The 23,718-nt window shown below is 59.4% G+C and carries 26 protein-coding genes; 22 read left to right on the forward strand and 4 right to left on the reverse strand.

Translation table 11 applies throughout. The features are described from left to right. Positions 1-49: 49 nt before the first annotated feature. The 6 genes from motD to BUE09_RS14010 all read left to right on the forward strand — a co-directional run bounded on the left by motD (position 50) and on the right by BUE09_RS14010 (position 4,253). Positions 50-877 carry a flagellar motor protein MotD gene (motD, locus tag BUE09_RS13985; RefSeq protein ID WP_073301534.1) on the forward strand — a complete coding sequence of 276 codons (828 nt, stop codon included), beginning with the start codon at positions 50-52 and terminating at the stop codon, positions 875-877. A 90-nt stretch (positions 878-967) separates the two neighbouring features. Next, a complete protein-coding gene (locus tag BUE09_RS13990) occupies positions 968-1,756 on the forward strand; it encodes a ParA family protein (protein ID WP_073301535.1) in 789 nt (262 codons plus the stop codon). Between the two features lie 86 nt (positions 1,757-1,842). Then, positions 1,843-2,667, forward strand: coding sequence for a CheW domain-containing protein (locus BUE09_RS13995; protein WP_073301536.1), 825 nt, complete (start codon positions 1,843-1,845; stop codon positions 2,665-2,667). A gap of 85 nt (positions 2,668-2,752) precedes the next feature. Then, on the forward strand, positions 2,753-3,232 hold the full coding sequence (locus BUE09_RS14000) for a chemotaxis protein CheW (RefSeq protein ID WP_019340623.1): 480 nt from the start codon (positions 2,753-2,755) through the stop codon (positions 3,230-3,232). 3 nt (positions 3,233-3,235) lie between these two features. Further along, complete coding sequence (locus BUE09_RS14005) at positions 3,236-3,649, forward strand: DUF2802 domain-containing protein (RefSeq protein WP_073301537.1); 414 nt, start codon at positions 3,236-3,238, stop codon at positions 3,647-3,649. A 163-nt stretch (positions 3,650-3,812) separates the two neighbouring features. Continuing rightward, positions 3,813-4,253, forward strand: a complete 441-nt coding sequence (locus BUE09_RS14010; protein ID WP_073302008.1) for a rhodanese-like domain-containing protein — start codon at positions 3,813-3,815, stop codon at positions 4,251-4,253. Here the strand turns inward: BUE09_RS14010 and BUE09_RS14015 are convergent. Both BUE09_RS14015 and fliK read right to left on the reverse strand, forming a co-directional pair. After that, positions 4,234-4,557, reverse strand: a complete 324-nt coding sequence (locus BUE09_RS14015; protein WP_073301538.1) for an EscU/YscU/HrcU family type III secretion system export apparatus switch protein — start codon at positions 4,555-4,557, stop codon at positions 4,234-4,236. The two genes, BUE09_RS14010 and BUE09_RS14015, sit on opposite strands and share 20 nt — an antisense overlap. After that, on the reverse strand, positions 4,554-6,077 hold the full coding sequence (gene fliK / locus BUE09_RS14020) for a flagellar hook-length control protein FliK (protein ID WP_073301539.1): 1,524 nt from the start codon (positions 6,075-6,077) through the stop codon (positions 4,554-4,556). Before fliK ends, BUE09_RS14015 begins: the two co-directional genes overlap by 4 nt. A 126-nt stretch (positions 6,078-6,203) precedes the next feature. On the opposite strand from fliK, the gene ccmA reads away from it, so the two are divergent. The 16 genes from ccmA to ihfB all read left to right on the forward strand — a co-directional run bounded on the left by ccmA (position 6,204) and on the right by ihfB (position 20,282). Further along, complete coding sequence (gene ccmA / locus BUE09_RS14025; RefSeq protein ID WP_073301540.1) at positions 6,204-6,839, forward strand: cytochrome c biogenesis heme-transporting ATPase CcmA; 636 nt, start codon at positions 6,204-6,206, stop codon at positions 6,837-6,839. Then, positions 6,836-7,507 carry a heme exporter protein CcmB gene (gene ccmB, locus BUE09_RS14030; protein ID WP_073301541.1) on the forward strand — a complete coding sequence of 224 codons (672 nt, stop codon included), beginning with the start codon at positions 6,836-6,838 and terminating at the stop codon, positions 7,505-7,507. Before ccmA ends, ccmB begins: the two co-directional genes overlap by 4 nt. Before the next feature lie 155 nt (positions 7,508-7,662). Beyond that, entirely contained in the window at positions 7,663-8,418 is a 756-nt protein-coding gene (locus tag BUE09_RS14035; RefSeq protein ID WP_073301542.1) for a heme ABC transporter permease, read from the forward strand. Continuing rightward, positions 8,415-8,591 (forward strand): heme exporter protein CcmD, encoded by a 177-nt coding sequence (gene ccmD / locus BUE09_RS14040; RefSeq protein WP_073301543.1) that lies wholly within the window; start codon positions 8,415-8,417, stop codon positions 8,589-8,591. Before BUE09_RS14035 ends, ccmD begins: the two co-directional genes overlap by 4 nt. Further along, the gene (gene ccmE, locus BUE09_RS14045; protein ID WP_019340632.1) at positions 8,588-9,055 is read left to right on the forward strand and encodes a cytochrome c maturation protein CcmE; all 468 of its coding nucleotides are present in this window, start codon (positions 8,588-8,590) and stop codon (positions 9,053-9,055) included. Before ccmD ends, ccmE begins: the two co-directional genes overlap by 4 nt. Beyond that, positions 9,052-11,025 (forward strand): heme lyase CcmF/NrfE family subunit, encoded by a 1,974-nt coding sequence (locus BUE09_RS14050; protein ID WP_073301544.1) that lies wholly within the window; start codon positions 9,052-9,054, stop codon positions 11,023-11,025. The genes ccmE and BUE09_RS14050 overlap by 4 nt, the downstream gene beginning before the upstream one ends. 1 nt (position 11,026) lies before the next feature. Next, on the forward strand, positions 11,027-11,557 hold the full coding sequence (locus BUE09_RS14055; RefSeq protein ID WP_073301546.1) for a DsbE family thiol:disulfide interchange protein: 531 nt from the start codon (positions 11,027-11,029) through the stop codon (positions 11,555-11,557). Further along, a complete protein-coding gene (locus BUE09_RS14060; RefSeq protein WP_073301548.1) occupies positions 11,554-12,027 on the forward strand; it encodes a cytochrome c-type biogenesis protein in 474 nt (157 codons plus the stop codon). Before BUE09_RS14055 ends, BUE09_RS14060 begins: the two co-directional genes overlap by 4 nt. After that, entirely contained in the window at positions 12,024-13,241 is a 1,218-nt protein-coding gene (gene ccmI, locus BUE09_RS14065) for a c-type cytochrome biogenesis protein CcmI (protein WP_073301551.1), read from the forward strand. Before BUE09_RS14060 ends, ccmI begins: the two co-directional genes overlap by 4 nt. 26 nt (positions 13,242-13,267) lie before the next feature. Then, a complete protein-coding gene (locus BUE09_RS14070) occupies positions 13,268-13,699 on the forward strand; it encodes a hypothetical protein (RefSeq protein WP_073302010.1) in 432 nt (143 codons plus the stop codon). Positions 13,700-13,825: 126 nt separating this feature from the next. Continuing rightward, on the forward strand, positions 13,826-14,122 hold the full coding sequence (gene fliT, locus BUE09_RS14075; RefSeq protein ID WP_073301552.1) for a flagellar protein FliT: 297 nt from the start codon (positions 13,826-13,828) through the stop codon (positions 14,120-14,122). 402 nt (positions 14,123-14,524) lie between these two features. Continuing rightward, positions 14,525-15,994 (forward strand): sigma-54 dependent transcriptional regulator, encoded by a 1,470-nt coding sequence (locus BUE09_RS14080; protein ID WP_073301554.1) that lies wholly within the window; start codon positions 14,525-14,527, stop codon positions 15,992-15,994. A gap of 212 nt (positions 15,995-16,206) precedes the next feature. Then, positions 16,207-17,313, forward strand: a complete 1,107-nt coding sequence (locus BUE09_RS14085; RefSeq protein WP_231975604.1) for a sensor histidine kinase — start codon at positions 16,207-16,209, stop codon at positions 17,311-17,313. Positions 17,314-17,317: 4 nt separating this feature from the next. Further along, positions 17,318-18,715: a sigma-54-dependent transcriptional regulator gene (locus BUE09_RS14090; RefSeq protein ID WP_073301558.1), complete on the forward strand. Its 1,398-nt coding sequence runs from the start codon at positions 17,318-17,320 to the stop codon at positions 18,713-18,715. A gap of 67 nt (positions 18,716-18,782) precedes the next feature. Further along, positions 18,783-19,445, forward strand: a complete 663-nt coding sequence (locus BUE09_RS14095; RefSeq protein ID WP_073301560.1) for a thiopurine S-methyltransferase — start codon at positions 18,783-18,785, stop codon at positions 19,443-19,445. A gap of 552 nt (positions 19,446-19,997) precedes the next feature. Further along, positions 19,998-20,282 carry an integration host factor subunit beta gene (gene ihfB / locus BUE09_RS14100; RefSeq protein ID WP_019340642.1) on the forward strand — a complete coding sequence of 95 codons (285 nt, stop codon included), beginning with the start codon at positions 19,998-20,000 and terminating at the stop codon, positions 20,280-20,282. A gap of 288 nt (positions 20,283-20,570) precedes the next feature. Here the strand turns inward: ihfB and BUE09_RS14105 are convergent, their stop codons facing one another. After that, entirely contained in the window at positions 20,571-21,773 is a 1,203-nt protein-coding gene (locus tag BUE09_RS14105; RefSeq protein WP_073301562.1) for a CaiB/BaiF CoA transferase family protein, read from the reverse strand. Positions 21,774-22,193: 420 nt separating this feature from the next. Continuing rightward, entirely contained in the window at positions 22,194-23,537 is a 1,344-nt protein-coding gene (locus BUE09_RS14110) for a DUF2254 domain-containing protein (protein ID WP_073301564.1), read from the reverse strand. Positions 23,538-23,718 lie beyond the last annotated feature (181 nt).

The following is a 23,718-nucleotide window of genomic DNA, read 5'->3' on the forward strand; positions in this document are numbered from 1 at the left end:
CTACGGTGAGCCTGTTCATCTGTCGCTCTCGGTTGGAGTCGATCTGATTATGGCGCGCCGCCGCTCCCACGAAGAGCCGGAGAATCACGAGCGTTGGCTTGTGTCCTATGCGGACTTCATCACGCTGCTGTTTGCGTTCTTCGTGGTGATGTACTCGATCTCCTCGCTCAACGAAGGCAAATACAAGATCCTGTCCGATTCGCTGGTCGGTGTCTTCAACCAGGTCGACAGGGCCGTAAAGCCGATTCCGATTGGAGAAGAGCGGCCGCGGACTACCCAGCAGGACGCATCCCAGATCGATGAGCCGCAATCATCGCAGCAGCCAATCGATCCGCTGCAGAGCATCATGCAGAGCATGCAGGCGGCCTTTGCCGATCTGATCGCCTCTGATCAACTGACGATTCGCGGCAATGAACTCTGGGTCGAAATCGAGCTGAACTCGAGCTTGCTATTTCCCAGCGGCGATGCGTTGCCCAATGACCATGCATTCGCCCTGTTGGAAAAGGTCGCCGGGATACTGGCACCTTTCGATAATCCGATTCACGTTGAAGGCTTCACCGACAATCTGCCTATCAATACGGCGAAGTTTCCGACCAACTGGGAACTGTCGGCGGCGCGTGCTGGCAGTGTGGTGCGGATGTTGGCTGCGGACGGTGTTGACCCGGCACGGTTGGCGGCGGTGGGTTACGGCGAATTCCAGCCCATTGCGGATAATTCCACTGCCGAAGGCAGGGCACGTAATCGCCGTGTGATCCTGGTTATTTCACGCAATCTTGATGTCCGTCGCAGCGTCAGCGGTGTGGGAAGTGGGAATGCCCAGCCTGTGAGCGATGCCTCGCAAGCTGGCACACAACGTGCTGTGCCTTCTGATGGTTAGGGGCCGCTCGCGGCATCGTCAATTCTCCGTCGTTGGCTCATGCCGAGACGGCCGGTCCCGGTCTGGTTCGATCCGGATGGAAAGAGAGTTATGAGAGTCTGGGCTGTAGCCAATCAAAAAGGCGGGGTGGGCAAAACCACTACCTCCATTGCACTTGCCGGTTTGCTGGCCGACTCCGGCAAGCGGGTCGTAGCGCTGGATCTCGATCCCCACGGCTCGATGACCAGCTATTTCGGGCATGATCCGGACAACCTCGATCACAGCGTTTTCGACTTGTTCCAGCATCAGGGTACCGTTCCCGAGGGGCTTCCCTGGCAGTTGTTGCTGCCAACCAGCCATGAGCGCCTTTCCTTGTTGCCATCCAGCACAGTGCTGGCGACGCTGGAGCGCCAGTCCCCGGGCCAGAACGGCCTCGGCCTGGTCATCGCCAAAAGTCTTTCTCAGCTCTGGCAGGATTTCGATTACGCCATTATCGACAGCCCACCGCTGCTGGGCGTGCTGATGGTCAACGCGCTGGCCGCCAGTCAGCAGCTGATCATCCCGGTGCAGACCGAATTCCTGGCCATGAAGGGGCTGGAGCGCATGGTCAGTACGCTGAGCATGATCAACCGGTCGCGTCGGCAGGCCTTGCCTTACACCATCGTGCCTACGATGTTTGATCGCCGCACCCAAGCCTCGATGAACACGCTCAAAGTCTTGCGCAATGGCTATCAGGAGCACCTCTGGCAAGCCTTCATTCCGATTGATACACGTCTGCGTGATGCCAGTCGCGCCGGCCTGACGCCATCGCAGCACGATCCTAGTAGCCGTGGCGTGCTCGCCTATCGCGCACTGCTCAAGACACTGTTGGCGGCGCAAGCCTCGCCAGAGGTGGCCTGAATGACGACGTATGGCCGCGTTCGCCGTTCAAGTTCGCCCTGGGTGCGGCCGATAGCCTATCCAGTGGGTTTGCACGAGTTGGTTCCATGAGTCGTACCGTTCTTAAAGAAAGCCGATCGCAACAGACACTGCAGTCGTATCTCGATGCACTTCTGCAGGATGCCGTCATGGAATTGGCCGAATCGGTCAGTCCAGACGAGTTCCAGGCGGCCGTGCTCGAGGAGCAGCAGCGCGATACACAGCGGGTCGTGGCGCTACGTCCGGTTGCTCCGCCTGAACCCGAAGCCATTGCCGTTCCGGTAGTTGCCGAGGTGCAGGCGTTGCTCGAATTGCCCCCCGAATCATCGGTGGATGCACCGCCTGCAACGGTCGAGCCGATTGCCATTTTCGACTTGCAGGCGCAGGCGCCGAACGGCCCGCCAGCGATCCCGAACAGCCAGCCGGAGTGGGGCGAGGAACCGTTCGAATGTTTGCTGTTTGATGTGGCCGGGCTGACGCTGGCGGTGCCGCTGGTCAGTCTCGGTTCGATCTATCCGCTTGCCGGGCAGGAACTCACGCCTCTTTTCGGCCAGCCCGCCTGGTTTCTCGGCATCTTGCCGAGCCAGGCTGGCAATCTGAAAGTGCTGGACACTGCACGCTGGGTCATGGCCGAGCGCTATCGCGACGATTTCCGCGACGGGCTTCAGTACGTGATTTCAGTGCAGGGTTATGAGTGGGGCCTGGCGGTACACCAGGTCAGCCGCTCGATTCGTCTGGACCCGAAAGAAGTGAAGTGGCGCACGCAGCGCACGCAGCGCCCCTGGCTCGCCGGGACGGTGATTGACCACATGTGTGCTCTGGTCGACGTAACCGCGCTCGCCGAGCTGATCGCCAGCGGCGCGACCCGACATCTCAAGGGCGTCCCGTCGTAACCAATTGAACAAACCGAGGGGCACGCAAGCGCTCCGAGTAACCGATAGAATCAACCGCCAGTGCGGTACATGAAGAGGTGGGGCTATGAAGATGACTTCCGCACAGGGTTCCGATGATCCGGTCCTGCAATGGGTAACCTTCCGACTGGATAACGAGACCTATGGCATCAACGTGATGCAGGTCCAGGAAGTGCTGCGTTACACCGAAATCGCCCCGGTGCCGGGTGCTCCCAGCTATGTACTGGGCATCATTAACCTGCGTGGCAACGTCGTTACGGTGATCGATACGCGCCAGCGCTTTGGTCTCGACACGGCGCCGGTATCGGACAACACCCGTATCGTTATCATCGAGGCTGATCGCCAGGTGGTCGGCATTCTTGTCGACAGCGTTGCCGAGGTGGTCTACCTGCGCCAGTCGGAGATCGAAACCGCACCGAACGTTGGTAACGATGAGTCGGCGAAATTCATCCAGGGCGTATGCAACAAGAACAATGAACTGCTGATTCTGGTCGAACTGGACAAGATGATGAGCGAAGAAGAATGGGCGGAACTTGAGAGCATCTGAAGCATGATTGCGTCGCTGGTAGCGGCGGTCGTTGCGCTTGCCTTGTGCTGCCTGGCATTGCTCGGTTGCTGCATCTGGCTGTTTCGCCGTCAGCGCCAGCAGGTCGAAGCGCAAGCGCGCGAAGACGCTATCCGTGACAAACGCATCAAGGCGCTCGGCGCGCGGCTGGATAATTACCTCGAAAGCAACGTTCGGATGGGTAAAGACCTGCATGAGCTGTCGCGCATCGTTGCCCCGTTGCCAGAAAAGCTAGGCCAGCTCGAACAGCGTGATCCCAATAACTTCTCTTTTTCCCAGGCGGCTAAGCTGGTCGGTATGGGCGCTAGCGTCGATGATCTGACGCAGTCCTGCGGGTTGTCCCAATCCGAAGCCGAATTGATGCGCAAGCTGCATCAGGCGCGCCGCGATACCGATTAGCGCCGAGAATTTTAGCGCTGCGCTCAGTTGCCAATACGTCGACCCGTCGACCCGTCGACCCGTCGACCGCGGCAGTGAACGATATGACCATTGCTTCCTCCAATCTGGACAAGGTCTCACCATGTCTGGTGCCGACCTGTGCCTCAAGGGCGGGGAGGATGTGATGCTGCGCATTCTAATGCTGTGCCTGCTGGCGAGCCCCGCGTGGGTTTTTGCAGCGGAAGCGCCAGCGGAAGTCGATGGTGCAATGACTATCAATGTTTATCAGGCTCGGCAGCTTCATGCGCTCGGAGCGGTGTTCATCGACGTGCGCCCCAGGCGCGAATGGAGCTGGGGGCACGTTGAAGGTGCGGTGCATATGAATCTCGCGCGTGAATTCATTGGCCTGTCGCGCACCGAATGGCCAAGAAGCGTGCCGCTGGTCGTTTATTGCGACAGCGAGGTCTGTCCGGCCAGCGCGGAGGCAGTTCGCCTTGCAGTCGAATGGGGCTACCAGCAGGTTTTTTATTTTCGGGAAGGTTATTTCGCCTGGATGCTGGCTGATTTTCCGCAGGAAAAAGACCAGATCGATGATATCGCGACGCTCAATGCTCAGGCCCATTGAGTCGCGGAATCGCCGATGTATCTCTGTCACGGCCAAAGCCCGGCGGGCATTTACCTTTCAGGTACCAGGCAAAGGCGATGATTTCGGCAATGGTGCGGTAAAGCGCTTCCGGGATCGCATCGCCCAGTTCCAGGCGCGCTAGCAATTTCACCAGTTCGGCATTTTCGTAAATCGGTACATCGTGTTCGCGAGCGATTGCCAGAATCGCTTCGGCCAGTTCATCGTCGCCTTTCGCTGAGAGGGTCGGTGCGGTGGCACCGTCATAGGTGAGAGCGATGGCCTGGCGCGGCGTAGGGGCAGTCATGCGGTTTCATCCACGAAGCGTTGATCCAGTGAAGTGCGAGGTCCCTGTGGCGGCGTGCCCTGTCGACAGGCCAGTTCACCGACATTCAGCCCTGCTGTGACCAGTCGCTGACGCAAGTGCTCAAGCTCTGCCGAGATCAGCTCGGCAGTACCGCTGCGTTCGGCCCAGATCTGACTCGAAAGACTGCCCTGCAGCAGTTGTGCCTGGACTTGCAACGGGCCGAGGGGCGCGACATCGAACGCGAGTTCGACCTTCCAGAGCGTTTCCGGTTTTTCCTTGCGGCTTTGTTGGGGTTCGTCTTCACGTTGAAACTTCACTTGCAGCGGGACGATATCGCGCTGGTCGCGCATTGGCACCTCGAGCTGCCAGGTCGTGACCTGGGTGCCGTCCGGGCTGGTCTGGGTCTGAGCCAAGCTGGACAGTTGATGTGTCTGTAGCCGCGATACGGCCGCCGCGGCTAGCTTGAGCAATAGTTCAAGATCGGCCTCTTCATCGGCGTTCGGCAATAACCGGTTCGATAACGGGAAGTTTTGCGCCAGCTGGCGCGAATTGGGCTGGCCAAGCGCACCGAGCGCATTGCGTGCAAAGGCCGGCAGGGCCTGGCCGAGGCTCGCACTTGCTTGCGCCGCTCCTAGCGGTCCTCCACCCGGTAGGCCCGGTAGTTGCGCGATCAGGCGGAGCAATGTGGCCTTCATGTCGGTCGGCAGATCGCTTGCTTCGCCGCGCAGGAGATTGCCTTCCAGAAAGACCCCGCTGCGCGCCAGCGCCTGTGCCAGGGCCTTGGCATCGCCAAGTTGTTGCATGTTCGGCACCAGCCCGAGCAATCGCTCTGCTGCACCTCGCAACTGGTCCGGCAATGCCGAGCTGGATGTAAGCGCACTGAGCAGCCCTTCGATCGAGCCTTGGCGGCTGTGCTGGGCAGTCAGTTGTTGACCGAGCATCAATTGATCGAGGCGACCGCTCAGTGGCAAGAAGGCCAGTGACTGGTCGCCCTGAACGCGCGCGGTAATCAGGCTGCCCGGCGCAAGCGGCATGGCGGATTCGACATTGAGCTTCTGTCCGGCGAGCGGCGAATTGAGCAGGGTGATGACGACCTTGAACAGAATCTTGCCGTCCTGCTGGGTCTGCTGGCTGGCCGTCACCTTGCCTTGTACCACGCTGCCCGTGGGCAGTTGCGAAAGGTCGATGCTGCTCTGCGGCTGACGGTTATTAGGCTGCAGTGTGGCTATCAGGCGCGAATCGGTTACAGCGGTGATGAACAGAGCAGCCCCGGGCGTGGCTGCTTTTGGACTCGTGGTTTCGACCGTTGCATGTCGTCCATTGGTCAGGGTCAGGCGTAGCGTCAACTGAAAGCTTTGCAAGGCCTCCTTGATACTGATGACTTCCGCCTCGGCACTCTCACCAGCGGCAAGCAATCCCTGCATCGGCTGCAGCAGTTTCAGCGCCAGGTCAGCCGGCGCCACTGCCGGGCGAGAGGGACCGGTCGCGGGAATTGCATGGGTGCTTTTGATCTCGGTCATCTTACTTAAATGCTCTTACAACCTTTCTACATTGTGGTCTTTGGCGCCCGGGTTCGGCATGTATAATTCCGCCGCCCGCCCGAGCATGTAGCGGCCGGGCTCCTTTCATCTTGAGGTAGCCCTAGCGTGTCCAGCCCCTTTGTAGAAACTGTGGCGCTTTCCTGCGAGCGAGACTGGCGCCTGCTTTTCGAGAGGTTAGACCTGCAGATCGTCAAAGGTGAAATGTTGCAGATCGCCGGCCCCAACGGCAGTGGCAAGACAAGCTTGCTGCGCTTGCTGTCCGGGTTGATGCAGCCGACCTCCGGGGAGGTATTGCTGAAGGGCGAAACGCTGGAAAGCCAGCGCGGCGAACTGGCCCGCAACCTGCTGTGGATAGGTCATGCTGCAGGTATCAAAGGGTTGCTAAGCGCCGAAGAAAACCTCACCTGGCTGTGCGCATTGCATCAGCCAGCGTCACGTGATGCTATCTGGCAGGCACTTGATACCGTTGGGTTGCGCGGTTTCGAAGATGTACCCTGTCATACACTCTCCGCCGGCCAGCAACGCCGGGTTGGGCTAGCCCGGCTGTATCTGTCGCCGCCGCCCCTGTGGATTCTCGATGAGCCTTTCACGGCGCTCGACAAAGGCGGCGTGGCGCAGCTAGAGCGGCATCTGGCTACTCATTGCGAGCAAGGCGGTATGGTCGTGCTGACCACCCATCATTCGCTCGTTGAAATGCCGGCGGGCTTCCGCCAAATCGATCTGGGGCAACGAGCCGCATGAGCAACGTCTTTACCCTGTTGCTGGCTCGCGAAAGCCGACTATTGTTCCGTCGGCCTGCGGAGCTGGCCAACCCATTGGTGTTCTTCGCCATTGTCATCGCACTGTTTCCCCTGGCGGTCGGCCCCGAGACTCAACTGTTGCAGACCATTTCACCCGGACTTATCTGGGTCGCTGCGTTGTTGGCCGTGCTGCTTTCGCTGGATGGGTTGTTTCGCAGTGATTTCGAGGATGGCTCGCTGGAGCAGTGGGTCGTTTCGCCGCACCCCTTGGCGCTTCTGGTTCTCGCCAAGGTGCTGGCACACTGGATGTTCTCTGGCCTGGCGCTGGTGCTGCTTGCGCCATTGCTGGGCCTCATGTTGGGTATGCCGGTCAGCGCTTTGCCGGTGTTGCTGATGTCGCTGCTGCTGGGTACGCCGGTCCTGAGCCTGCTGGGCGCGGTCGGAGCGGCTTTGACCGTTGGGCTCAAGCGAGGCGGGCTGTTGTTGGCGCTGCTTATTCTCCCCCTGTACATCCCCGTGCTTATCCTTGGCAGTGGCGCGTTGCAAGCAGCGCTGCAGGGGCTGCCTGCGCTCGGTTATCTATTATGGCTTTCCAGCCTGACTGCCCTGGCAGTTACGCTGACACCCTTTGCAATAGCGGCCGGCCTGAGAATCAGCGTCGGCGAATGACGGATTGGCAGAATGTTTTTATCCAGTAGCGGAACGCAGTTGGCCGGGGCGAGACGAGCGGTTATCGCAACGATGGGTTCCATGATCTCGAACAAGCGCCGGTTGCCCGGTTTCGGCGCAGTATCGGTATACATAGCGGGCGTGAGGCAGACTCTATGAACTGGACATGGTTCCACAAGCTGGGTTCGCCTAAATGGTTTTATGGCATCAGTGGTCGTTGGCTGCCATGGTTGGCCTGGGCCGCATTGCTGCTGGTTGGAGTCGGAGTGGTCTGGGGTTTGGCCTTTGCACCTCAGGATTACCAACAGGGCAATAGCTTCCGGATCATCTATATCCACGTTCCGGCAGCGTTTCTGGCGCAGTCCATCTATGTGATGCTAGCGGTGGCAGGGCTGGTTGGGCTGGTGTGGAAGATGAAGCTGGCCGATGTCGCACTGCAGCAAGCTGCGCCCATCGGTGCCTGGATGACCTTCATTGCGTTGGTCACCGGTGCGGTGTGGGGCAAGCCCACCTGGGGCGCCTGGTGGGTGTGGGATGCACGTCTGACGTCGATGCTGATCCTGCTGTTTCTGTATTTCGGCATCATTGCCTTGGGCCAGGCCATTACCAATCGCGACAGTGCAGCCAAGGCTTGTGCCGTGCTTTCAATCGTCGGGGTGGTGAATATCCCGATCATCAAATATTCGGTCGAGTGGTGGAACACCCTTCACCAGCCGGCCACCTTCACCGTGACGGAAAAGCCGGCCATGCCGCTGGAAATGTGGCTGCCCCTGCTGATCATGGTGCTGGGGTTCTACTGTTTCTTTACGCTGGTTCTGCTGATGCGCATGCGCCTTGAGGTGCTACGTCGCGAGTCGAGAAGCAGTTGGGTCAAAGCGGAAGTGAAAGAACTGGTGGGTAAAGCATCATGAATTTCTCGTCATTTTCGGATTTCATCGGCATGGGTAACCATGGCCTGTACGTCTGGACGTCCTACGGCATCAGCCTGGCGGTTCTGATTCTCAACGTGGCGCTGCCGATGATGGCGCGTCGGCGTTATTTGCAAGATGAGGCGCGTCGTTTGCGCCGGGAGGAAATGAAGTGAATCCTGTGCGCAAGAAGCGTCTGTTCATCATTCTGGCCATTCTGGCTGGCGTCGGTGTCGCGGTAACGCTGGCACTCTCCGCGCTGAAAGAGAACATCAACCTCTTCTACACACCGACGCAGATTGCCGCAGGCGAAGCGCCTGAAGGCACGCGAATTCGCGCTGGCGGCATGGTCGAAGAGGGTTCGGTTCAGCGCAGCAACGATTCCCTGACGGTGACCTTTCGAGTCACCGACTATGCAGAAGCGGTCACTATCCAGTATCAGGGAATCCTGCCTGATCTGTTTCGTGAAGGGCAGGGCATCGTTGCCTTGGGCCGCATGAACGCTGATGGCGTCCTGGTTGCTGATGAAGTGCTGGCCAAGCATGACGAGAACTACATGCCGCCTGAGGTCACCGCAGCGCTGGAGAAAAGTGGCAAAAGCAAGCCTTACAGCGATAGCGCGCAGGGGGATACTAAATGATTCCTGAGCTTGGTCACCTGGCAATGATTCTGGCGCTGTGCCTCGCCGTGGTGCAGGGCACGCTCCCGCTGATCGGGGCCTGGCGGGGCGACAGTCAGTGGATGGGGCTGGCGCAACCGGCTGCCTGGGGGCAGTTTTCCTTTTTGGCGTTTTCTTTCGCCTGCCTCACCTATGCCTTCATGATGGATGATTTCTCCGTTGCTTATGTGGCGCAGAACTCCAACAGCGCGTTGCCCTGGTACTACAAGTTCAGCGCCGTATGGGGTGCACACGAAGGCTCGCTGCTGCTGTGGGCGTTCATCCTGGCTGGCTGGACCTTTGCCGTATCGATCTTCTCGCGACAGTTACCCGAGGACATGCTGGCGCGGGTGTTGGGTGTGATGGGGCTGATCAGCATTGGCTTCTTGTTGTTCCTGATTGTCACGTCCAACCCCTTCGAGCGGCTGCTGCCGCAAGCGCCGATGGATGGGCGAGATCTCAACCCGCTGCTTCAGGACTTCGGTCTGGTGGTGCATCCCCCCATGCTTTATATGGGGTATGTCGGTTTTTCAGTTGCCTTTGCGTTCGCCATTGCCGCCTTGCTGGGTGGCCGCCTGGACGCGGCCTGGGCGCGCTGGTCGCGTCCTTGGACGCTGATCGCCTGGGCGTTCCTGGGTACGGGTATCGCGCTGGGTTCGTGGTGGGCCTATTACGAACTGGGCTGGGGCGGCTGGTGGTTCTGGGACCCGGTAGAGAACGCCTCGTTCATGCCCTGGTTGGTGGGTACCGCTTTGATCCACTCGCTGGCGGTGACGGAAAAGCGTGGCGTATTCAAGAGCTGGACCGTACTGCTGGCAATCGCTGCCTTTTCGCTCAGCCTGCTGGGAACGTTTCTGGTTCGTTCCGGGGTGCTCACTTCGGTACACGCCTTTGCGACCGACCCAGCGCGCGGCGTCTTTATCCTGGCGTTCCTGCTGGTGGTAATCGGTGGTTCGCTCACTCTGTTCGCGCTGCGTGCGCCGGTGGTGAAGAGTCAGATCGGCTTTGGCTTGTGGTCACGTGAAACGCTACTGCTGGTTAATAATCTGCTGTTGGTCGTTGCTACCTCGATGATTCTGCTGGGTACTTTGTATCCCTTGCTGCTCGACGCCATGTCCGACACCAAACTGTCGGTCGGTCCGCCATATTTCAACGCGATGTTCCTGCCTCTGGTTGGCGCTCTGATGATTGCGCTCGGCGTGGGCGTACTGGTGCGTTGGAAAAGCACACCGGTTAAATGGCTGATCGGCATGCTGATGCCCGTGCTGATAACCAGTGCGGTCCTGGGCGGCCTGGGGTCGATGCTGTTTGGTGATTTCCATTGGGCGGTTCTGGCGGTCTGCCTTCTCGCCGGCTGGGTGGTAAGTGCTGGAGTGCGTGACATCCTCGATAAGACTCGTCACAAGGGTCTGTTGAAAGGTTTGCGAAGCCTGGCGCCGAGCTATTGGGGTATGCAGCTGGCGCACTTCGGTCTGGTGGTCTGCGCGCTGGGCGTGGTGCTGACGAGCCAGCAGAGCGACGAGCGTGACCTGCGCCTGGCTCCGGGGGAGTCGCTGCAGTTGGGCGGTTACAGCTTCGTGTTCGACGGGGCCAAACATTTCGAAGGGCCAAACTTCACCTCAGATAAAGGCACCATTCGCGTCTTTGAAGGCGACAAACAGGTCGCGACGCTGCATCCAGAGAAGCGTCTGTACACCGTGCAACAAATGCCAATGACCGAGGCAGGAATCGACGCAGGTTTCACCCGTGATCTCTACGTGGCGTTGGGTGAGCCGCTGGAGAACGGCGCCTGGGCCGTCCGGGTGCATATCAAGCCGTTCGTTCGCTGGATCTGGTTGGGTGCTCTGATGATGTCGTTGGGTGGCGTGCTGTCGGTGAGTGACAAACGTTATCGGGTGAAAGTCAGGACCCGTGTTCGTGAGGCGCTCGGTTTGGCCCAGCAAGGAGCCTGATATGAAGAGATTATTGATGTTGCTGCCGCTGGCAATCTTCCTGCTGGTCGCTGTGTTTCTTTATCGAGGTCTGTTTCTGGACCCTACCGAGCTCCCATCGGCTCTGATTGGCAAGCCGTTGCCTTCGTTCTCGCTGCCCTCGGTCGAGGACCCGCAGCGGGTAATTACTGCCGGGGACATCAAGGGCAAACCAGCCTTGGTAAACGTCTGGGCGACTTGGTGCGTTGCCTGCAAGGTCGAGCATCCTGTTCTGAACAAGCTTGCCGAGCAGGGCGTGGTCATCCATGGCGTCAATTACAAGGATGAGAACGCATCGGCTCAAAAATGGCTGCGCGACTTCCACGATCCCTACCAGCTGAATATTCGCGACGAGGAGGGCACTTTGGGGCTGGACCTGGGTGTGTACGGTGCGCCTGAAACCTTCCTAGTCGACAAGCAGGGCATCATTCGTCACAAGTATGTTGGCGTCATCGACGAGCGCGTCTGGCGTGAACAGCTTGCGGCGCTTTATCAGCAACTGGTGGACGAATGAAACAGCTAATCCACGGGCTTGTGCTGACGCTGTGTCTGCTGGGCAGCGCGTCGGCAGCGATTGATGCCTACGAGTTCAAAGACGAGGCCGAACGCGAGCGCTATCGCACGTTGGTGGAAGAGTTGCGCTGCCCGAAGTGCCAGAACCAGAACATCGCCGACTCCAACGCGCCGATCGCGATGGACCTGCGCCGGGAAATCTTCCGGATGCTGGAAGAGGGACAGAGCAACGAGCAGATTGTCGATTACCTGGTTGCCCGTTACGGCGACTTTGTCCGTTATAAGCCGCCGGTCAATTCCAAGACGCTCGTACTCTGGTATGGGCCAGCTGCGCTATTGGTGATTGGCTTCGGCGTGTTGGCATTCATTCTGGTGCGCCGTCGTCGCGGAGCTGGCGGGCCGGTATCGAACACACTTTCCGAGGCCGAGCGCGCGCGCCTTGCCACGTTGTTGGATAAAAAAGAACCATGATTGATTTTTGGATAGGCGCAGGCCTGTTATTGCTGGCTGCCTTGGCGTTCCTGCTGCTGCCGTTACTGCGGGGGCGTGGTGTACAGGCGGAAGAGGATCGGACAGCGCTGAATGTTGCGCTTTACCAGGAGCGGCTCGGCGAACTGGCAACGCAACAGGCGGCTGGGACCCTTGAGCCTGAGCAGTTCGAGGCCGGGCGCGCCGATGCGGCTCGAGAGCTGCTAGACGACACCGAAGGCAGCACCAGCCGTCGCAGCAACCACCTGGGTCTTGCTGTGCCGCTGATAGCAGCGATTCTTATGCCATTACTCGGATATGGCCTTTACCTACACTGGGGCGCGAGCGACAAACTTCAGTTGGCGAGGGAGTTCACCGAGCAGCCGGCAACGATGGAAGAAATGGTTGGAAGGCTCGAGCGGGCTGTGAAAGCTCAACCCGAGTCCGCCGAGGCGTGGTATTTCCTCGCTAAGACTTATATGAGCCGGGAGCGCCCCGCGGATGCCGCCGCCGCTTACCAGCAGGTCGTCAAACTGGCAGGGCGCCAACCGGAGCTTCTGGGACAGTTGGCACAGGCGCTGTATTTCGCCGGTGACCGTAAGTGGTCCGAGCAGCTGCAACAGCTAACTGACGAAGCCTTACGCGGTGATCCCGACGAGGTGACAAGCCTCGGGCTGTTGGGTATTGCAGCCTACGAAGAAGAACGGTTTGCGGATGCGATAGCGTTTTGGGAGCGGTTGGTTTCAACGCTGGCTGCTGAAGATCCTTCCCGTGAAGCCATTCAGGGCGGTATCGCTCGTGCGCGCGAGCAGCTCGGCGAGCCGGCCTCGGCCAGCGTGGCCGAACCGGCGGGCGAGATGATTGCCGAAACGGGAGCGGGACTGACAGTCGAAGTGCAACTGGCTGCCGAGATGGTCGACAAGGTTCGTCCGTCCGATGCCGTGTTCGTCTTCGCACGTGCTTTGTCTGGCCCGCCGATGCCGTTGGCTGTGAAGCGTCTGACCGTTGCGGATTTGCCTGCGACTGTCAATTTGAGTGACGCCGATGCAATGACTCCACAGCTTCGGTTGTCCAATTTCGACCAAGTCAGATTGTTCGCCCGTATATCCAAGGATGGGGACGCTACTCGCGGTGAGTGGCAAGGCAGTAGCGAGCCGTTGGCAACGAGGGACTCGGATGGGATCACGCTGACTATTGACCAACCAGTAACACCCTGATCGTAAGGGTTTGGGAGCGACTGATGATGCTGGCGGAGCGGGTGTCAAAAAGGCTTCAGCGCCTGGCGAGAGCCGGCGCAGTAGTAACGTTGGGGTTGTTGCTAGGAGCCTGTGCAGGCAATCCGTATCAGACGTCGGAGCCGACGCATGACCCGGCGCCGCCCATGGCGGAACCGCCTCGCGGGCCTGTTACGACGCCTCCGCCGGTACGTACCCCACCGGCACCTCGCCCACCCGCTACTCAGAAAAGCCATCCTCGCTATGCGCCGCCGCCTCATGCCGCTGCGCATTGGGACAACCGTCTGGGCGTCTACGTTGTGGAAGGGCAGGACCTGTTCTATCGCGAGCGTCTGTACTACCGCTGGGATGGTGACTGGTATTGCGCCGGGCGGCCCGGTGGTCCCTGGGAGCCTGTTGCGCCACCCAGTGTTCCGACGGGGCTTCGCAGCCTGCACTGACTCACCGTATTTTCCGCAATGGCATTAAAGGCGACGTGAAGGTTGCCGATAAAGGATCAGGCGTCGCGAACCATGCGGCAGGCGGCGCCGGTTCGGCCTTGTCACCAGTTCATTCGGAGCGGATCCATGAGTGCAGCAGTCAAACGTCTTGAGGAAACCGGCAACGCTTTGCGTGACGCCATGGCACAGCAGGACTGGACAGCGATCAGCGTGCTGGACCTGCAATGCCGTCAAGTCGTCGAGGCTGCAATGGTAGAACCTCGTGAGGACGAATCAGCAATCCGGCAGCGTCTGCAGGAACTGGTGAGCCTCTACCATGAACTGGTCACCACCTGTCAGAGCGAGAAGCAGCGTGTGGCAGGGGAGCTGATTCAGCTCAACCAATCTCAGCAAGGCGCTAACGTCTACAAGTTATTTGGTTGAAGATCCAATATACAAGCGCGACCATTGGTCGCTCTTGTAGTTGGCGTGAGCAGGCGGTGTTTACGAGACGTCGAACCGTCGGAAGCTTTAACGAGCCCTTACCTCAGCAACATCGTTTTTCGCCGTGCAGTGAGCCTTTCCACCGAAATCTGACGTTTGTTGCCCCTATCTCCCAGGCCGCCGCAGACGAGCCAAATCCTGCCAGATATCTCCCGATTCGTTGTTTGCGAATTGCTCTAAGTCAATACCAAAATGCATTACTTGCTATTTTGTCGTTTAATCACGTCATAAATTTGACTCAGACTGATTTTTTTAATTAACTAGACGCTATCTGCCGATGACGCTGCCGTTCTGCCGAGGACGTGCGCGGGCTTCTTTTCAGCCTCTAGAGCTATAAACAAGATGTGGCGTGAAACCAAAATTTTGTTGATAGACGACGATCAGGATCGTCGCCGGGATCTGACGGTCATTCTGAACTTTCTCAGCGAAGATCATTTGTCATGCGTCAGCAGCGAATGGCAGGCTACGGTCGATTCACTGGAATCAAGCCGCAACGTCCTCGGGGTGATGCTTGGCGATGTTTCAGCGAAGGGCGGCGCCGTTGAGTTGCTCAAACAGATCAGCAAGTGGGACGAAAATCTGCCGCTGTTGTTGATTGGCGAACCGGTGCCAGCCGAATGGCCAGATGAGATTCGCCAGCGCGTGCTGACCAGCCTGGAAATGCCGCCGAGCTACAACAAGCTGCTCGATTCCCTTCACCGGGCCCAGATCTACCGGGAAATGAACGATAAGGCCAAGGCACGCGGGCGACAGCGTGAGCCTAATCTGTTTCGCAGCCTGGTGGGTACCAGTCGTGCAGTTCAGCACGTACGCCAGATGATGCAGCAAGTTGCCGACACCGAAGCGAGTGTATTGATCCTAGGTGAATCGGGAACCGGTAAGGAAGTTGTTGCACGCAACCTGCATTACCATTCCAAGCGCCGTAAAGGTCCTTTCGTTCCCGTCAATTGCGGGGCGATTCCGGCGGAGTTGCTGGAAAGCGAGCTGTTCGGTCATGAAAAGGGTGCGTTTACCGGCGCGATCACTTCGCGTGCCGGTCGTTTCGAATTGGCTGAAGGTGGCACGCTGTTCCTCGACGAGATCGGCGACATGCCGCTGCCTATGCAGGTAAAGCTGCTGCGCGTCCTGCAGGAGCGCACCTTCGAACGGGTGGGTAGCAACCGTACGCAGAATGCCGATGTACGCATCATCGCCGCGACGCACAAAGATCTGGAGAAGATGATCTTGGACGGTAGCTTCCGCGAGGACCTGTATTACCGGCTTAACGTTTTCCCGATCGAAATGGCCCCGCTGCGCGAGCGTATCGAGGATATTCCGCTGCTGATGAACGAGCTCATCTCGCGCATGGAGCACGAAAAGCGAGGCTCCATCCGTTTCAATTCGGCTGCGATCATGTCCCTCTGTCGCCACGATTGGCCCGGTAACGTAAGGGAGCTGGCCAACCTCGTTGAACGAATGGCCATCATGCATCCGTATGGCGTGATCGGCGTTATGGAACTGCCGAAGAAATTCCGCCATGTCGATGATGACGACGAGCAATATGCAACCAACCTGCACGACGAGATGGAAGAACGCGCTGCGATAAACGCGCCCATCATCGCCACGGACGCGCACGCCATGCTTCCCGTGGAAGGCCTTGATCTGAAGGATTACCTGGGCAATCTGGAGCAAGGGCTCATCCAGCAGGCACTCGAAGATGCAGGCGGCGTCGTTGCACGGGCCGCGGAGCGGCTGCGGGTGCGGCGGACTACGTTGGTAGAGAAAATGCGTAAATACGGGATGAACCGTCGCGAAGACGATCTCGACGAGTGACTCGTTATGCTACGCCGCTGCTCCCTGCGGCGTAGCCCTTCTGGATCTGTTATCACGGGCATGATCCTTGCTGGTTCACAGGTTACCGACCATCTTTTTGACGGATACGTGTGCCCGTGATTTCAGCGACCCGCTCCACCGATCCAGCTCAATGCGCGGCCAAGGCTGGCGCAAGCGACGAGCTCGAACAGTCGCTCGCACTGTTCCATCACATGTCCAGCCAGTTGGGCGATTCCCAGTTTATGTTGCACGCACGGGTAGCCGAGTTGAAATCTCAGCTCGCGGAAAGCGCTGCGCAGCGTTTGCAGGAATTTGACGAGAAGGAGCGCCTGGCGAACCGCTTGCAAAGCCTGCTCGACTTGTTACCTGGCGGTGTGATCGTCATTGATGGCCAGGGCAGGGTCCGCGAAGCCAATCCGGTTGCGCTTGAGCTGCTGGGTGCGCCGCTCGAAGGGTCGCTCTGGCGTGAGGTGATCGCGCGGAGCTTCTCGCCTCGTAGGGATGATGGTCACGAGATCTCATTGAAGGATGGGCGTCGCGTTTCCATCGCTACCCGATCCTTGAATGTTGAGCCGGGGCAGCTGGTGTTGCTGACCGATCTGACTGAGACGCGGCGGCTGCAAGACCAGCTGGCGCGCCATGAGCGTTTGTCTGCGCTGGGCCGGATGGTGGCGTCGCTGGCTCATCAGATCCGCACTCCATTATCGACAGCCCTGCTGTATGCAAGCCATCTGGAGCAGGGTGGGTTGTCGGCCGAGCACCAGCAGCGATTCGCTGGTCGCCTGAAGGACCGGCTGAACGAACTGGAGCATCAGGTTCGTGACATGTTGGTTTTCGCTCGCGGTGATCTGCCGCTGGAAGACCGGGTGACCCCTGCCGAGTTGCTGGGAGCGCTTAGGGCAGCGACCGAGACCAAGTTGGAAGGCGTCGCCGTTCGCTGGCAGTGTGACACCCAGACCGGTGCCCTGTTATGCAATCGCGACACCTTGGTCGGTGCATTGGCCAACTTGATCGAGAATGCGCTCCAGGCTGCGAGCGGCGATACCAAACTGAAGATTCACTTCTTTGCACGTGGCAAGGCGTTGCGCATCAGCATCAGCGACAACGGCATCGGCATCGATGCAGCAACGCTCGCCCGACTCGGCGAACCCTTTTTCACCACCCGGGCGACCGGGACCGGCCTCGGCCTGGCTGTTGTCAACTCGGTAGCGCGCGCCCATTCAGGCGCGCTCGAGCTGCGTTCTCGCCCCGGCAGGGGAACCTGCGCCACCGTGCGGTTGCCGTTGCTTCCGCTGCTCTCTCGGTCCCATTCGGAGTAGCACCATGGGTGTGAAGGTTTTACTGGTTGAAGACGACCGCGCTTTGCGCGAAGCATTAGGCGATACCCTCGAACTGGGCGGCTATTGCTACCGCGCGGTTGATAGCGCCGAGGCCGCGTTACTCGCGCTGGGTCAGGAAAGTTTCGGCCTGCTGGTCAGTGACGTAAATATGCCTGGCATGGACGGCCACGCCTTGCAGGTGCTTGTGCGTGAACGGTATCCGCAGATGCCGGTTTTGCTAATGACCGCCTATGGGGCGGTCGAGCGCGCCGTCGAAGCCATGCGTCAGGGGGCTGTGGACTACTTGGTCAAGCCGTTCGAACCCAAAGTCTTGCTCGACCTGGTCGGCCGACATGCCTGTGGCCAGCTTGGGTCTACCGATACACAGGGGCCTGTGGCGGTTGAACCTGCGAGTCGGCAGCTGCTGGCATTGGCTGCCCGGGTGGCGCAAAGCGATTCGACCGTACTTATCTCAGGGGAGTCCGGAACCGGCAAAGAAGTGCTGGCTCGTTTTATTCACCAGCAGTCATCGCGAGCGGACAAGCCGTTCGTGGCGATCAACTGCGCAGCGATTCCAGACAACATGCTGGAGGCGACGCTTTTCGGTCATGAGAAGGGCGCTTTCACTGGCGCCATCGCGACGCAGCCAGGCAAGTTCGAGCTGGCCGATCGTGGCACGCTGCTGCTCGACGAAATCTCTGAAATGCCGCTGGCATTGCAAGCCAAGTTGCTGCGAGTGTTGCAAGAGCGAGAGGTCGAGCGCGTTGGTGGACGCAAGCCGATACCGCTCGACATTCGTATCGTCGCCACGACCAACCGCGATCTGGGCGAAGAAGTTCGCAACGGGCGCTTCCGTGAAGACCTGTTCTACCGCCTCTCGGTCTTCCCGCTCGCCTGGCCGGCATTGCGTGACAGGCCGGCCGATATCGTGCCGCTCGCTGAGCGGTTGCTGGCCAATCATGCGGCGAAAATGCGTCAGCCCGGCGCGCGACTGACATCCGAGGCGTGTCAGTGCCTGCTCGGTCATGCCTGGCCCGGCAACGTACGCGAGCTGGACAACGCGATTCAGCGCGCATTGATTCTGCAGCGGGGAGGGTTGATCCGACCGGACGATCTCTGTCTGACCGCTGCCGCCGGCTTCGCATCGCTGGCGCGAACCACTGCGGGCGGAACCGTGACCCCGCCTTTGGTCGCTCCAATGCCAACCGAAGTAACGGGGGCGTTAGGCGACGACCTGCGGCGTCGCGAATTCGAGCTCATTCTGGAGATCCTGCGCGCGGAGCGCGGGCGCCGTAAGGAGACGGCTGACCGTCTGGGCATCAGTGCGCGTACCCTACGTTACAAGCTCGCTCAGATGCGTGACGCCGGCTTGGATCCAGAAGCAGCACTGCGCTCCAGCTGAAGCGGTGTTTCGGGCGAAGACAGCTCTGATAAGCTGCCCGACCAACATCGCTCATGAGGATCTCAACATGGATGAAGCGTTCTGGCAGCGTCGCTGGGCACGTAACGAAATCGGCTTTCATCTAAACGAGGTCAACCCTTATCTGCGCCGCCATTGGCCCGGCTTGAAGTTGGGCCCAGGCGCCCGCGTTCTGGTGCCGTTGTGCGGCAAAAGCCTCGACATGGCTTGGCTTGCCGAGCAGGGTTTCGACGTGCTGGGTGTAGAGCTAAGCGAGCGCGCAGCAGAGGATTTCTTTGCCGAGCATGGGCTGGTCCCGGATGTCAGGGTCCACGGAGAGTTCAAGATCTACCGAACGGGTAACGTGGAAATCCGCTGTGGCGATTTTTTCGCTATGACCTCCGATGATGTGACTGACTGCCAGGCACTCTACGACCGGGCTGCCTTGATCGCATTGCCTGCCGACATGCGTCAGCGTTACGTCAAACATCTTGTCAGCATCCTAGCACCGGGCTGCCAGGGGCTGCTGATCACGTTGGACTACGAGCAGGAGCAGATGTCTGGCCCACCATTCGCAGTGGCTGATGCTGAGGTTCGCGAGTTGTTGAGCGCTCGTTGGAAAATCGAATTGCTGGAGCACGCGGATGTACTGAACGAAAGCAATTGGAAATTTCTACAGCGTGGACTTACGCGCCTGGAAGAACGCTGCTACCGACTTGGTGACCGCTCCTAGCGCATCCCGACGTCGGTTGCCTAGCTGGTTAGATAGCGGGCGCGCAGCAGCCTGCCCGCTAAAGTTCTGACGCGCTGATCGCGTCGGCAGTATTAGCTGGTCGCTCGGTCATTGATTGCGCTGGAGTTGGCGAATAAAACATTCTTGAAAAGCGCCTCGGCAACATCTTCGACGGCCTCGATACTGTCCCGTACTTCACGGGCGCTGTTCTCGCTGGCCTCGTATTCAATTGACCAGCTTCGGGTCCCGCCGCTTGATGATGGACGAGTTCGCCTCAGCACAGGGGCATCGCTACGTCACGGTCACCCTAATTTCTCCCGAACTCATGCTGTCTAGCCCGTGCAAGCGCGCTGGACCTTTGTCGGGCAGTCAACTCTTTTCAACCGAGACGGTTAGCGCACTGGAGTACCTCTCTCGCTCAGCACGTTTTGATATAGCTGCACAACACAAGCGTGTGGCGGGTCCGTTGATCGGGCTGTTCAAAGTCTGAGCAACGTGCTACAAACGAACGCAACTCAAATGATCTAGCCGCTTGAAAACGAAGGGAAAACCATGACCAAGTCGGAGTTGATCGAACGTATCGTCACCCAACAAGGGCTGCTTTCGTCCAAGGATGTGGAGCTGGCGATCAAAACCATGCTCGAGCAGATGGCGCAGGCGCTGGCCACTGGTGACCGCATCGAGATCCGCGGCTTCGGCAGTTTTTCCCTCCATTACCGCGCGCCCCGTGTCGGTCGTAACCCCAAGACCGGCCAATCCGTTCCGCTCGATGGCAAGTTCGTCCCGCATTTCAAACCGGGCAAAGAGCTGCGAGATAGGGTTAACGAAGACGAGTAACCAAATACGTTCGTTGCAGAAACCCGCTAGCGCCGGGTTGGCTGTTGGAGCGGCACAGATACCGACATGCGAGGCGTCGATGCGGTATCAGCTCTGTTAGGTATGAGCGACCCCATTTCGAATGTGGAGAGCGTTTTGAGTGCCGCGTCGCGCCAGCGGGGTTTTGGCCTATTTGGCCTCGGTCTTCGATCTATACCGATTCGGCCATGTCGGTGTCGTGGATGAAAGTACCGTAGAAACCCTTGATCCGAATGCCCGATAAAGCGCTGCCCGCGGCGAATGGCACCGTTAGATAATTCCCCGTTCGCGCAGCCCGCGAACTTGATCGTCACTCAGGCCAAGCCCTTCCAGTACGTCGTCGGTGTGTTCACCCAAATGAGGCCCGCCCGCGCCAATTCGACCGGGCGTGCGGCTGAGTTTGGGGAGCACGCCCGGGACCTTGAGCGGCCCGGCGAAGGTTTCTACCTTCTCGATCATCTGCCGCGCCAGGTAGTGCGGGTCCTTCACGATGTCGGCGGCGGTGTAGGGATAGCCGGCCGGGACGCGCGCCGCTTTCAGTGCCTCGATGACTTCGTCGCGGCTGTGCTGCACGGTCCATTCGCCAATCGCGGTGTCGATCAATTCGGCGTGCTGGGCACGGCCGTCGTTATGCGCGAAACGAGCATCGTCGGCCAGGTCCTGTCGGCCCATCAGAGTCATCAGGCGCTTATAGATGCTGTCGCCATTGCCAGCGATCAACACGTACGCGCCGTCGTTGCACAGATAGGAGTTAGAGGGCGTGATGCCAGGTAGCGCGCTGCCGGCGGGTTCGCGGACATAGCCGAAGGCGTCGTACTCGGGTACCAGGCTTTCCATCATGGCGAACACCGACTCATACAGCGCGACATCGATTTCCTGGCCCTTGCCGCTGCGGTTGCGCTCCTGCAGAGCGAGCAGTACACCGATGACGCCATACAGCGACGACAGCGAATCACCGATGCTCACGCCTACCCGTACCGGTGGTTGGCCGGAATAACCGGACAGGTACCGCAGCCCGCCCATGGCTTCGCCGATCACACCGAAGCCGGGCAGGTCGCGATAGGGGCCGGTCTGGCCATAGCCGGAGATGCGCAGCATGATCAGACGAGGATTGAGCCTGGACAGTTCGTCCCAGCCCAGGCGCCAGGCTTCGAGTGTGCCGGGGCGAAAGTTCTCGACCAGCACATCGGCTTCGGCGACCAGCTGACGGACGATCTGCTGGCCTTCGGCGGCTTTCAGATCGAGCGTCACGGACTGCTTGTTGCGTGACTGCACGTGCCACCAGAGCGAGGTTCCGTCCTTGAGCTTGCGCCATTTGCGCAGCGGATCACCGACGCCCGGCGGCTCGATCTTGATCACCTCGGCGCCGAATTCGCCGAGCATCTTGCTGGCGAAGGGGCCGGCGATCAGCTGGCCCATCTCGATGACCTTGAGGCCATGCAGCGGCAAGCTGCTCTCGTTCTGTCCGTTCATCACAACACCTATGGCGGGTCGGGTCATCTTCGAAGGATGACCGAGCGCCAGCTTGCGGGCAATTACCGGATAGCCATGGTGGGCCTCGTAAGGAGGGCGAGCGCTGACCTCGCCGTCAGGCCGCTTTCAGCACAGCAAATGGGGAGGTCGGACTCGACCTGATGAGCAACCGAAGCGGTCGACCGACGCAGTAGCCACCGCAATCTACCGCCCAGACTACCGGCAGTCCCGCTGGGGGACGCACATCTGGTAACGGGTTGAGACTTGCTGTCGTTCGTGACAAACGTTTCGCCTCCAGGGCGGGCGCCTACAAATTGCTCGTTGCCTGCGCGCGCGTCGAGTGACCAACCCGCACAGTCAAACCGCAAAGCTTGAAGACGGGCCATTAACGCAGAAGCATCCGAGGCGAGCAGGCGGTGTTTACGTCGATGGGCTGGTTGGGTGCTTCCGGTGGAGCGGCAGAGGGGTTACGGCCGGTGATCCGGTCCGGAGTTCTGCCAAGCGCTCGATCGCTTCGTTTACCGCTCGACGATCACGGGGATTTCCCACCTTGACATCAGCATCTGTTCGCAACGCCCAGATTTCGTCATGAAGCGCTTCGAGCTGCTCGTCGCTTGGGTTGCCATGCAGCGCGTTCTTGATGCATTGCAACAGCGTGATCAACACCTGGGGGTCATGGCCACCGTAGATACGGATCGGCGCGATAGCGGTCTGCAGTATCTGAAGCATCTTGAGTTGCGGATAGAAAAGCCGCGGACGACCCTCATCGACGCAACCGACATCAAACGGAAGTACGCCGCCGAGTCGTTTCAGCAGTACTCCGATCAGATTGACGGCACGCATTGCGGTACCGGGGTCGTTGATGGCGGGACTGATGGCCTTGACCGCGATTTCCGAGATCTGTCGCATGCCGTAGGAGACATTGGCGCCGGCAAATTCATTGTCGTGGAAGTCGAAGCAGTCGAGTGCTTCGTTAGCCTCTTCGTCGCTCAGCGACTCACTGAACTTGATCAATGGGTAGCCCTCGATCAGGAAGAAGCCCGGCTCTACCTGAATCACGGCAACCATTTCGCGTTTACGCAGCAGCTTGCCCAGGCGCCGTTCGTTCACCTCGCGCAGATACCCCGGCCGGGCTGCGGATAGGCACCACCAGTCGGTCGTGTCGGGAATCCCGATGACGCCAGCGATGCGCCGCCTGCGCTTGTCCAGGTTGGCTGATGCATCGTTATAGAGCTGGCTGAGGATCCAGTCGACCTGAATCGATTGCGACACCGAACGAATGAACACGACGAACAATGCCATGCACAGCATGCCGAACAGCAACGCCAGCAGCAGCCCAAGCGCCGGGACGCTGGCCGGGTCGTTCTTGTTCAGGGCGCCGATCATCAGCAGGTAGTAGACGATGCTGCCCAGGTAGACGCCGAGGATCACCTGATTGCGCGTGTCGCTGATCAGACCGGGAAGCACCCGCGGTGACAGGCGGGCCGCAGCGCCATTGAGCACGACCATGACCATGGAGAAGCTAAAGACCGTGAGCGAGATGATGCCGGTAATCAGCGTGCCGAGGATTTCACGGCTGTTATCGGCATCGATCAGGCCCGGCGGTAGCTCGTCGTGTAGTGATGCGGCAATGGACGTCGACTCGAAGGCAAACACCAGGGTGGCGATGACGAAGTAAACGGCGGGGATCAGGACCGGGTAGAGGGCGATGCTCTCCCTGATGCGTTTAACGACACGAAAGAACACGTTGGCTGGATCTGACATCCTTGAACCTCGGCATGAAGGGCGCGTGCCCCGGCATATCTATGACCACCGCAGGCGGCAAAGTACAGCTTGGCCGAAGCGTCTATGCTTTATAGCAGCGATGCGTTCCTGGTTGGTTCAGTCTATGGGGAACGCTATTAGGCCCGTGTAGCTCCAACGTGAAGTCGCTCAGGCGCTTGGT

Source organism: Stutzerimonas xanthomarina DSM 18231, assembly GCF_900129835.1.
GTDB classification, from domain to species: Bacteria; Pseudomonadota; Gammaproteobacteria; order Pseudomonadales; family Pseudomonadaceae; genus Stutzerimonas; species Stutzerimonas xanthomarina.

Bases quoted from the DNA above. Each gene is read 5' to 3' on its own strand.
- motD (WP_073301534.1), top strand. From the start codon at position 50: ATGGCGCGCCGCCGCTCCCACGAAGAGCCGGAGAATCACGAGCGTTGG.
- BUE09_RS13990 (WP_073301535.1), top strand. From the start codon at position 968: ATGAGAGTCTGGGCTGTAGCCAATCAAAAAGGCGGGGTGGGCAAAACC.
- BUE09_RS13995 (WP_073301536.1), top strand. From the start codon at position 1,843: ATGAGTCGTACCGTTCTTAAAGAAAGCCGATCGCAACAGACACTGCAG.
- BUE09_RS14000 (WP_019340623.1), top strand. From the start codon at position 2,753: ATGAAGATGACTTCCGCACAGGGTTCCGATGATCCGGTCCTGCAATGG.
- BUE09_RS14005 (WP_073301537.1), top strand. From the start codon at position 3,236: ATGATTGCGTCGCTGGTAGCGGCGGTCGTTGCGCTTGCCTTGTGCTGC.
- BUE09_RS14010 (WP_073302008.1), top strand. From the start codon at position 3,813: ATGCTGCGCATTCTAATGCTGTGCCTGCTGGCGAGCCCCGCGTGGGTT.
- BUE09_RS14015 (WP_073301538.1), bottom strand. From the start codon at position 4,557: ATGACTGCCCCTACGCCGCGCCAGGCCATCGCTCTCACCTATGACGGT.
- fliK (WP_073301539.1), bottom strand. From the start codon at position 6,077: ATGACCGAGATCAAAAGCACCCATGCAATTCCCGCGACCGGTCCCTCT.
- ccmB (WP_073301541.1), top strand. From the start codon at position 6,836: ATGAGCAACGTCTTTACCCTGTTGCTGGCTCGCGAAAGCCGACTATTG.
- BUE09_RS14035 (WP_073301542.1), top strand. From the start codon at position 7,663: ATGAACTGGACATGGTTCCACAAGCTGGGTTCGCCTAAATGGTTTTAT.
- ccmD (WP_073301543.1), top strand. From the start codon at position 8,415: ATGAATTTCTCGTCATTTTCGGATTTCATCGGCATGGGTAACCATGGC.
- BUE09_RS14050 (WP_073301544.1), top strand. From the start codon at position 9,052: ATGATTCCTGAGCTTGGTCACCTGGCAATGATTCTGGCGCTGTGCCTC.
- BUE09_RS14055 (WP_073301546.1), top strand. From the start codon at position 11,027: ATGAAGAGATTATTGATGTTGCTGCCGCTGGCAATCTTCCTGCTGGTC.
- BUE09_RS14060 (WP_073301548.1), top strand. From the start codon at position 11,554: ATGAAACAGCTAATCCACGGGCTTGTGCTGACGCTGTGTCTGCTGGGC.
- ccmI (WP_073301551.1), top strand. From the start codon at position 12,024: ATGATTGATTTTTGGATAGGCGCAGGCCTGTTATTGCTGGCTGCCTTG.
- BUE09_RS14070 (WP_073302010.1), top strand. From the start codon at position 13,268: ATGCTGGCGGAGCGGGTGTCAAAAAGGCTTCAGCGCCTGGCGAGAGCC.
- fliT (WP_073301552.1), top strand. From the start codon at position 13,826: ATGAGTGCAGCAGTCAAACGTCTTGAGGAAACCGGCAACGCTTTGCGT.
- BUE09_RS14080 (WP_073301554.1), top strand. From the start codon at position 14,525: ATGTGGCGTGAAACCAAAATTTTGTTGATAGACGACGATCAGGATCGT.
- BUE09_RS14085 (WP_231975604.1), top strand. From the start codon at position 16,207: ATGTCCAGCCAGTTGGGCGATTCCCAGTTTATGTTGCACGCACGGGTA.
- BUE09_RS14090 (WP_073301558.1), top strand. From the start codon at position 17,318: ATGGGTGTGAAGGTTTTACTGGTTGAAGACGACCGCGCTTTGCGCGAA.
- BUE09_RS14095 (WP_073301560.1), top strand. From the start codon at position 18,783: ATGGATGAAGCGTTCTGGCAGCGTCGCTGGGCACGTAACGAAATCGGC.
- ihfB (WP_019340642.1), top strand. From the start codon at position 19,998: ATGACCAAGTCGGAGTTGATCGAACGTATCGTCACCCAACAAGGGCTG.
- BUE09_RS14105 (WP_073301562.1), bottom strand. From the start codon at position 21,773: ATGAACGGACAGAACGAGAGCAGCTTGCCGCTGCATGGCCTCAAGGTC.
- BUE09_RS14110 (WP_073301564.1), bottom strand. From the start codon at position 23,537: ATGTCAGATCCAGCCAACGTGTTCTTTCGTGTCGTTAAACGCATCAGG.